The organism is Rhodococcus sp. BS-15 (assembly GCF_000813105.1).
Classification (GTDB): domain Bacteria; phylum Actinomycetota; class Actinomycetes; order Mycobacteriales; family Mycobacteriaceae; genus Rhodococcoides.
In genome coordinates, this window is the sequence record NZ_BAOX01000213.1 from 1 (window position 1) to 8692 (window position 8692).

Here is an 8692-nt window from a genome sequence, read left to right on the forward strand (position 1 = left end):
GGTTCGTCGTCGACGATCAGCACCCGGATCACGAGGCAGCTCCCGGAATGGTCGCAACCAGGACCGATCCGTACGTCACTTCCGAGGTCAAGGTGCCTCGATGGCGCGTGATCACCTGGGTCACCAGGGCGAGGCCGAGCCCGCGGGAGCCGGACTTGGTCGAGTAGCCGCGCCGCAGAGCAGCTTTGAGCGTTTCGGGCGGCATTCCCGGACCGCTGTCGGCGACCCGGACGACGAGTTCACCATCGGCGTCGCGGACCGTCACTTCGACCCAGGGCTGGTCGGATTCTTTCGAGGCATCGATGGCATTGTCTATCAGATTGCCTACCAGCGTGACCAATTCACGTGCCGTGAGCACACCCTCGTGCTCCATCGCCGTGTCGTCGGTGATCGTCAGTTCCACGCCCTGCTCGGCGGCCTGACTGACCTTGCCCAGCAGCAGCGCAGCGAGCGCAGGTTCGCTCACCGCGTTCATCAGACGATCGATGAGGGCCTGCGAGAGTTCCAGATCGGCCGTCGCGAATTCGACTGCTCCTCGGGTCGGCCGAGCTCGACCATGGTGATGACGGTGTGCAGCCTGTTCGCCGACTCGTGAGCCTGCGAACGCAGCGACTCCGCGAAGCTGCGCACCGAGTCCAATTCACCCATCAACGAACGCAATTCGGTCTGATCGCGAATCGTCAGCACATTGCCCAGGCGTCGGCCTCCCACATCACCGGATCCTGATTGACGACGAGTACGCGATCCTTCGTCAGATGCAATTCGCCGCGCACGATGCCGGTGTCCATCTGCTGCATCGACTCCGGCAACGACGCGAACGAGACCGGGCCCTCGGGTAGATCGAGGAGCGTCGGGCCTCGTCGTTGACCAGCTCCGCTTCGTCGCCGCGGCCGAACACCAACAAGCCTTCACCGATCGAATGCAGCACCGCGTCGTGATGCTCGTACATCGTGCGCAGTTCCGCCGGTGCCATTCCCAGTGTCTGACGCCTGAGCCGGCGGCTGAGCAGCGTCGATCCCGCTGCGGCGACGACGAAGGCGGCGAGCACGACCCCGATGATGAGAGGGAGGCCCTGGATGAACTGATCACTGATCTTCTGGCGAGTGACGCCGGCGGAGACGAGGCCGACGATCTCACCTTCCGTATCTGTGACCGGGGTGACCGACCGGATCGACGGCCCGAGTGAACCCACGTACGTCTCGGTGAACGTCTCGCCCAACAAGGCGCGATCGATGTTGCCGCTGAACGGTTTACCGATCAGGTCGACGGTCGTGTGCGTGAAACGGGTCCGATCCGGTGCCATGACGACGATGAAATCGACACCCGTGACCTGACGGATCTTCTCCGTTTCCGGCTGCAGACGCGACGTCGGATCGTCGGATTCGATCGCAAGAGGCGTCGACGGTTCGTTGGCGATGCTCACGGCCACTGCCGTGACTTCGCGTCGGGTCGCGTCGTCGCTGTTGGACCGTTCGTTGAGCACCGTCAGGATGCCGCCGGCGAACACGACGACGCCGATGACGACGAGCTGCAACACCAATACCTGGCCGGCGACACTCAGCGGACGTTTGGCGGACAACGGATTCCTTTCGCGCAAGAACAGTCGGTGTGAACGAAATGAACGTATAGGTGACTCCAGTCACGGCGTCGAGCAACATCATCTCTCAGCAGGCGTGATCCACCTCACTCCACTCCCAGTAGTCACGAAGTCAGCCAATTCGACTCGCGCTTCACCAGAAACCAGAAGGAACATTCATGACAACCATCGATGCCGAGCGGTTCGACAATCCGCCCACCGAGCCCAAGAAGAAGCGCGACAAGACTCACTGGCTCTACATCGCCGTGATCATTGCCGTGATCGCAGGTGTGGCCGTCGGCCTGCTGTGGAAGGACTTCGGCGTCGAGCTGGCAGTTCTCGGCACTCTGTTCGTCAGCCTGATCAAGATGATGATCAGCCCGGTCATCTTCTGCACCATTGTCCTCGGCATCGGATCGGTCCGCGCCGCAGCCAGCGTCGGCCGAGTCGGCGGACTGGCACTGGCGTACTTCCTCACCATGTCGACCATCGCGCTCGGCATCGGCATGGTCGTCGGCAACCTGATCCAGCCCGGTGACGGCCTGAACATCCCCGTTGCGGGCGCAGGTTCGGAGTATGCGGCCGACGCCGAAGCCGCGGGCGGCACGATGGACTTCATCGCCGGCATCATTCCGACGTCGCTGTTGTCCTCGCTCACCGCAGGTTCGGTTCTGCAGACACTCTTCGTCGCCATCCTGGTCGGCTTCGCGTTGCAGGCCATGGGCAAGAGCGGCGAAGGCATCCTCAAGGGCATCGGCGCAGTACAGAAGCTCGTCTTCCGCATCCTGACCATGATCCTCTGGCTCGCCCCGATCGGTGCGTTCGGTGCCATCGCCGGTGTCGTCGGCAAGACCGGCTTCGACGCCGTCATCCAGCTCGGCACCCTGATGCTGGCGTTCTACATCACCTGCTTCATCTTCGTCTTCTTCTTCCTCGGCCTGATCCTGAAGTTCGTCTCCGGATTCTCGATCTTCAAGCTGGTCAAGTACTTGGCCCGTGAGTACCTGCTCATCGTCGCCACCAGCTCGTCCGAGTCGGCCCTGCCGCGTCTGATCGCCAAGATGGAGCACGTCGGAGTCGAGCGCACCACCGTCGGCATCGTCGTCCCCACCGGCTACTCGTTCAACCTCGACGGAACCGCGATCTACCTGACGATGGCCTCGATCTTCATCGCCGACGCCATGAACCTGCCTCTCTCGCTCCCCGAGCAGTTCTCGCTCCTACTCTTCATGATCATCGCCTCGAAGGGTGCGGCAGGAGTCTCGGGAGCAGGTCTGGCCACGCTGGCCGGAGGTCTGGAAAGCCACGCGCCTCAGCTCCTCGACGGCGTCCCGATCATCGTCGGAATCGACCGCTTCATGTCCGAGGCCCGCGCAGTGACCAACTTCTCCGGCAACGCCGTCGCCACGCTGCTGGTCGGCACCTGGACCAAGACCATCGACAACGATCGGGTCAACACCGTTCTCGACGGCAAGCTGCCGTTCGACGAGGAGACCATGGTCGACGACCACCTCCCCGAGGACGATCGACCTGCCGACAAGCAGGTCATCATCGAAAAGTCCGCCGCCAAGGCGTAATACCTGCCGGGCGCCGCGCATCCCCCCGTCGCCCGGTTCGGAAGAACGCAAGTACGACCCCGCCACCAGCGGGGTCGTACTTGCTTTTGTACGTCGGTTCCATTCTGTCGGTACTCACAGGTAAGTTCGGGTGATGACTGAAGTTCAGAACATCGGCATCAACACGCTGGGTGGTGCGCCCACCTCGCTCGACGAGTACGCCGGACGGGCCGTGCTCGTGGTCAATGTCGCATCCAAGTGTGGACTGACCCCGCAGTACGAAAAGCTCGAGAAGCTCGCCAACGACTACTCCTCTCGCGGCCTTTCGGTCGTCGGAGTGCCCTGCAACCAATTCGGTGGCCAGGAACCCGGTACCGCAGAGGAGATCGAAACCTTCTGCTCCACCACGTACGGCGTCACCTTCGCGATGACCGAGAAGGTCGACGTCAACGGTGACAACCAGCACCCGTTGTACGCCGAGCTGACCAAGACCGAAGACGCCGAAGGCAAGTCCGGAGACGTCCAGTGGAACTTCGAGAAGTTCCTGATCTCGCCCGACGGCGTCGTCACCAACCGTTTCCGTCCGCGCACCGAGCCGGACGCCCCCGAGGTGCTCGCAGCGATCGACAAGATCCTGCCGAAGGAAACGATGTCCGTTTAGCTTCTGTCTGCATCGACTTCGAGCCTCGTTCACGCTGGTGTGCGAGGCTCGAGTCATGTCTGGACGCCTGATCGTGTCGGTGAGCGGTATCAAGAACGACACCTACGAGCACGCCGCCGAATTCGCGCGGATCCTGGACGGACGAGGCGTCCCGCTGTCCCTGCTCGTCGCGCCTCGGTTGAAGGACAAATACCGTCTCGCAGCGGACGTGCCCACCCAGGAATGGCTGCGGACGCGACGCGACGGAGGCGACGCGATCGTTCTGCACGGCTACGACCAGGCCGCAACGAAGCGTCGCCGCTCCGAGTTCTCCGCACTGCCGCGTCACGAAGCCCGACTTCGACTGATGGCCGCGGACCGCGTCATGGAACAGACCGGCCTGCGCACCCGGGTGTTCGCCGCTCCGCGCTGGATTGCCTCACCCGGTGCGGTCGAGGCACTTCCAGACGCGGGATTCCGAATGTTGGCTGCGTTGAACGGTATTCACGACCTCGACCGTGACGGCACCGTTCGCGCCCGGGTATGGGGAATCGGCGAAGGATTCAAAGCCGAGCCCTGGTGGTTCAAGGCACTGGTACTCGGCGCAGGCCGCACCGCCCGCGTGATGGAGTGGTGCGTCTGGCCATCAGTGCCAAGCAACTCGGACGGCCCGGACCGCGACAGGCAATCCTCGATGCCATCGACCTCTCCCTGCACCACGGAGCCGAGGCCGGGGTGTACGAATGGACCCCACGATCCAAAGCCCGCGTGGCATAGCGGACCGCTTCGCTCGCGAACGGGGTGGGGGCGGGCGGTCGTAGACTCGGTTCGATGAGTGCCATGAGCGTGACCCTGGATGACATCGCCGACGCACATCGACGTCTGCGCGATCGCAATCCGCTGGTCCAGTGTCTGACCAACACCGTGTCGGTTCAGTTCGTCGCGAACGCACTGTTGGCCGCAGGCGCGGCTCCGGCGATGGTGGACAACCCCGAGGAAGCGGCGGGCTTCGCCGAGATCGCCGACGCGGTGCTGATCAACCTCGGAACGCCGACGGCCGCCCAGGTGGAAAGTGCTCACCTGGCGTCGGCCGCAGCGAGGGCAGCGGGGAAGCCATGGGTGCTCGATCCGGTGGGAGCGGGCGGTCTGCCGTGGCGAACCCAGGTGGCCGTAGAGCTACTTACCAACCGGCCCAGCGTCATTCGCGCGAACGCGTCCGAGGTCATGGGACTGGCGGGCGCTGAGGGTGGATCGCGAGGGGTGGATTCGTCTGCACACGTGCAGATTCGGTCGATGCGGCCCGGTCGCTGCTCGATCGATCGGACGTGGTGGCGGCATCGGGGGAGACTGATCACATTCTCGGCCCGGATGTCATGGTGAAGGTCGGCGGCGGAAGTGCACTGCTGCAGCGGGTTACCGCAACCGGTTGCGCGCTCGGTGCGCTCGCTGCCGCCTACTGCTCGGTCTCGCCGAATGCGCTGATCGGTGCAGTCGCGGCGCACGCGCATGTCGCGGTGGCGTCGGAGATCGCTGCGCGGTCGACATCGCGGCCGGGGTCCTTCGCTGCCGCATTCCTCGACGGACTGGACTCGGTCGACGAGTCGACATTGCGTGAATTGGTTCGGCTCGACATCGGCTGGCCTGAATGACGCGCGCTCCAGTGTGCAACTGGTGCTCCACTGTGCCGAAATTTCCGCGGGAATGTCGCGAAATGTGCGCGTAGTGGTGCGAAAAATGCTGATCGCCTGGATGTAACGGCGAAACGACTTCTACTCCTCGTAGTCAGTGCAACAGCCCTCGTCGCGTGCGGCGGAGCGGAGCAAGGAACCCCGTCGGCAGCACCGTCCTCGGCCGTTCCGGCAACCACCCAGGCGAGTCCGGTGCCGGTGACACCCGACCCGGCCCCCGTCACCGAAGGAACGCAGCCGCAGCGGACGCCACCAGAGGAGGCCAGCGACCTGATTCCCATGGGTACGTCGGAAGCCGAGCCACTGTGCCTGGATCTGACGTGGGGGCAGGTACCGCAGGCCGTGGACTCGCTCCCGCTCGTGTTCGCAGATTCACCGTGGGTCGCTACCGACATGGGCGATCCCTGTGCGTCGTTCACCTGGGTCGAAGCTCTGCCGTACGGCGCGACGGTCAGCTCACCGACACATCTGCTGTTCTTCCACGACGCTGAGTACCTCGGCACTGCGACGTCGGAGCCGTACGGGTTCACGTCGGTGGCGGCCCAGTCCGCCGACACGATCACAGTGAGTTACCGCTGGCCACTCGCCGCTGACGCCAATGCGAACCCGACCGGCGGACCGGCCACGATCGACTACCGCTGGGACGGGACGCAGGTGACATGATCGGCACTCTCCCGCCTGAGGTCACCGGTTAGATCGAGACGGACGATTCCTCGGGAAGCTCGCGGATTTCGGCGTCGGACATCTCCTTGAAGCGGCCGTAGTAGATGCCCCTGGCCTGCTCCGCGACGATGGCCTGGTGGATGGGAAATGCCATCCTCGGGGCCACTGCGCGCAGAAATTCGACGGTCTCGGAGATTTTCGACCACGGCGCGGCTGCGGGAAGCGCGAGTACCTCGACCTGCTGCTCGGGGACGAACAGCGAGTCGCCCGGGTGGAACAGCTGACCTGGATTCTCCGGCGTGCCGAGCAGGTAGCCGGTGTTGTCGATCTCCGGCAGTTCGGGGTGGATGACGGCATGGGTGCCGCCGACGCCGGTGACCGTGATGCCGCCGACGGCGAAGGCTTTGCCTGCGGGAGCTGCGGCCCACTGGCCGCCGAGCTGGTCCGCCGTCATCGGATCCGCGTGCAGCGCCGCACGTGGATTCGCGTCGAGGAGGGCGGGAAGTCGTTGCAGATCGACATGATCGGGGTGCTGATGCGTCACGAGGATGGCATCGAGTCCGGTGATGCCCTCGAACCCGTGGGAGAAGCTGCCCGGATCGAACAACACGGTGGTGCCGTTCAGCTCGACGAGAACGCAGGAATGTCCGAAGTGTGTCAGCTGCATGTGCTCCACAGTAAGCGCGGTTTCGCGCCTCCCGCCAGGCTGCGTAGACTCCCACCTGCCGGTAACTGTCTTGCTGTACGTATTTCAAGGAGCGCTTTCGTGGCCCGAGTCGTTGTCGATGTCATGCCCAAGGCCGAGATTCTCGATCCGCAGGGTCAGGCGATCGCAGGTGCGCTCGGTCGGCTGGGTATCTCCGGCGTGTCCGACGTGCGCCAGGGCAAGCGATTCGAGCTCGAGGTCGACGACACCGTCGATGATGCCGAGCTCGACAAGATCGCGGAATCCTTGCTGGCCAACACCGTCATCGAGGACTGGACGGTCACCCGTGTGTCGGTAGAGCCCGCCGCATGAGCGCCCGCATAGGTGTCATCACCTTCCCCGGAACCCTCGACGACGTCGACGCCTCCCGCGCGGTCACCCTCGCCGGTGGCGAAGCCGTCAGCCTGTGGCACGCCGACGCGGACCTGAAGAACGTCGACGCGATCGTCGTTCCCGGCGGTTTCTCGTACGGCGACTACTTGCGGGCCGGTGCCATTGCTCGGTTCGCACCCGTCATGGAGTCCGTCGTCAAGGCGGCCGAGGGCGGTATGCCGGTTCTCGGAATCTGCAACGGCTTTCAGGTGCTCTGCGAGGTGGGACTGCTGCCCGGCGCGTTGACCCGCAACGAAGGGCTGCACTTCGTCTGCCGCGATCAGTGGTTGGCCGTGGAGAACACCGACACCGCCTGGTCCTCGCGATACGAGCCCGGTGCCGAGATCCTGATTCCGGTGAAAAATGCCGAGGGTCGGTTCCAGGCACCGCAGGATGTGCTCGACGAGCTCGAGGGTGAGGGCCGGGTGGTCTTCCGCTACAGCGGCAGCAACCCGAACGGATCGCAGCGCGGGATCGCTGGCATCTCTTCGGCAAACGGTCGGGTCGTCGGTTTGATGCCGCACCCCGAACACGCCACCGAGCCGCTGACCGGACCGAGCGACGACGGCCTTGGCATCTTCTACTCGGCGCTGGACACGATCGTCAACGCCTGACCCGAACTTGTCGGTGGCGGCGGTTACTGTGCCGCCATGACACTGACCTTGGGCATGATCACGTTCGACACCACCGATCCGGAACCGCTCGCACACTGGTGGGCGGCGCAGGTCGACGGCACGATCGTGGAGGAGAACGACGGCTGGTTCTTCGTCGTCGAACTCGCTGCGGCACCGTACCGAATGGCGTTTCAGAAGATCGACGACCCGACGCCCGGCAAGAATCGCGTCCACCTCGACATGACCACCGCTGACCTCGATGTCGAGGTCGCGCGCCTGGTCGAGGCGGGTGCGAGTGAAGTTGCGCAGCACACCATGGGCGACTTTCGCTGGGTGACGCTGAGCGACCCCGACGGCAACGTGTTCTGCGTGTCCGGGTCGCACTGAGCATCGAATGCCGGCCCAGGCATGGGTGACTCTGGTGGTGGGCGTCCTCGCCGTCGTCGGAGTCGCTCTCACCATTCGTCAGCGCACCGTCGCCGACAAACGAGCGCAGGCATGGTCAAGGATCACCTGGTGCCTCGAGCGCACCACCAGCGCCGACCCCGCCGAAGCCGAACTCGGATGGGATATCTACGCCACCGTCACCGACTCACCGCTCATCACCACCACCGAGCAAGACGTCCTCGTCGCCGTGGCCGACCGATCCACCCGGCGTGCACTGGCGGAACCCGACGAAACCGAGGACACTGACAACCAGAACGAGCTGGAGGACCCACGATGACCACCGCTGAAACCCGCAAGACCTGGACCGCGACCGAACGGCGCAGTGTCGCTGCCGCAGCAGCCCGCGCCTCGATCGCACTCCGTGAACGCAGCGGCCGCGAGGTACCCCAGTGGATCCGCGACGCCGCCGAAGGACGCCCGACCACCCCTC

General features: G+C 64.5%; 8 protein-coding genes and 3 pseudogenes. 9 read left to right on the forward strand and 2 right to left on the reverse strand.

Annotated features, from left to right (window positions below):
- Nucleotides 1-28: 28 nt before the first annotated feature.
- Nucleotides 29-1561, reverse strand: a pseudogene (locus RHBS_RS19815) (ATP-binding protein).
- Between the two features lie 194 nt (nt 1562-1755).
- On the opposite strand from RHBS_RS19815, the gene RHBS_RS19820 reads away from it, so the two are divergent.
- From RHBS_RS19820 to RHBS_RS19840, 5 genes and pseudogenes are all read left to right on the forward strand, one after another.
- Nucleotides 1756-3153, forward strand: a complete 1398-nt coding sequence (locus tag RHBS_RS19820; RefSeq protein WP_121870820.1) for a cation:dicarboxylate symporter family transporter — start codon at nt 1756-1758, stop codon at nt 3151-3153.
- A 130-nt stretch (nt 3154-3283) separates the two neighbouring features.
- Nucleotides 3284-3793, forward strand: coding sequence for a glutathione peroxidase (locus tag RHBS_RS19825; protein ID WP_374700635.1), 510 nt, complete (start codon nt 3284-3286; stop codon nt 3791-3793).
- 55 nt (nt 3794-3848) lie between these two features.
- Nucleotides 3849-4549: pseudogene (locus RHBS_RS19830) on the forward strand (DUF2334 domain-containing protein).
- Between the two features lie 63 nt (nt 4550-4612).
- Nucleotides 4613-5421: pseudogene (gene thiM, locus RHBS_RS19835) on the forward strand (hydroxyethylthiazole kinase).
- A gap of 231 nt (nt 5422-5652) precedes the next feature.
- On the forward strand, nt 5653-6123 hold the full coding sequence (locus RHBS_RS19840) for an LppP/LprE family lipoprotein (RefSeq protein ID WP_237669468.1): 471 nt from the start codon (nt 5653-5655) through the stop codon (nt 6121-6123).
- A 28-nt stretch (nt 6124-6151) separates the two neighbouring features.
- Here the strand turns inward: RHBS_RS19840 and RHBS_RS19845 are convergent, their stop codons facing one another.
- Complete coding sequence (locus tag RHBS_RS19845; protein WP_128646287.1) at nt 6152-6790, reverse strand: MBL fold metallo-hydrolase; 639 nt, start codon at nt 6788-6790, stop codon at nt 6152-6154.
- Nucleotides 6791-6889: 99 nt separating this feature from the next.
- Between RHBS_RS19845 and purS the strand changes: the two genes are divergently transcribed.
- From purS to RHBS_RS19865, 4 genes are read left to right on the forward strand one after another with little or no spacing between them, the layout of a single operon-like run.
- On the forward strand, nt 6890-7141 hold the full coding sequence (gene purS, locus RHBS_RS19850; RefSeq protein ID WP_128646288.1) for a phosphoribosylformylglycinamidine synthase subunit PurS: 252 nt from the start codon (nt 6890-6892) through the stop codon (nt 7139-7141).
- Nucleotides 7138-7815 (forward strand): phosphoribosylformylglycinamidine synthase subunit PurQ, encoded by a 678-nt coding sequence (gene purQ, locus RHBS_RS19855; protein ID WP_128646289.1) that lies wholly within the window; start codon nt 7138-7140, stop codon nt 7813-7815. The genes purS and purQ overlap by 4 nt, the downstream gene beginning before the upstream one ends.
- A gap of 36 nt (nt 7816-7851) precedes the next feature.
- Entirely contained in the window at nt 7852-8202 is a 351-nt protein-coding gene (locus tag RHBS_RS19860) for a VOC family protein (RefSeq protein WP_121870813.1), read from the forward strand.
- 7 nt (nt 8203-8209) lie between these two features.
- Nucleotides 8210-8539 carry a hypothetical protein gene (locus RHBS_RS19865; RefSeq protein ID WP_121870812.1) on the forward strand — a complete coding sequence of 110 codons (330 nt, stop codon included), beginning with the start codon at nt 8210-8212 and terminating at the stop codon, nt 8537-8539.
- The last annotated feature ends 153 nt before the right edge of the window (nt 8540-8692 follow it).

Excerpts from the sequence above, each read along its gene's own strand:
- RHBS_RS19845 (WP_128646287.1), bottom strand. The coding sequence starts at position 6,790 with ATGCAGCTGACACACTTCGGACATTCCTGCGTTCTCGTCGAGCTGAAC.
- RHBS_RS19820 (WP_121870820.1), top strand. The coding sequence starts at position 1,756 with ATGACAACCATCGATGCCGAGCGGTTCGACAATCCGCCCACCGAGCCC.
- purQ (WP_128646289.1), top strand. The coding sequence starts at position 7,138 with ATGAGCGCCCGCATAGGTGTCATCACCTTCCCCGGAACCCTCGACGAC.
- RHBS_RS19865 (WP_121870812.1), top strand. The coding sequence starts at position 8,210 with ATGCCGGCCCAGGCATGGGTGACTCTGGTGGTGGGCGTCCTCGCCGTC.
- RHBS_RS19860 (WP_121870813.1), top strand. The coding sequence starts at position 7,852 with ATGACACTGACCTTGGGCATGATCACGTTCGACACCACCGATCCGGAA.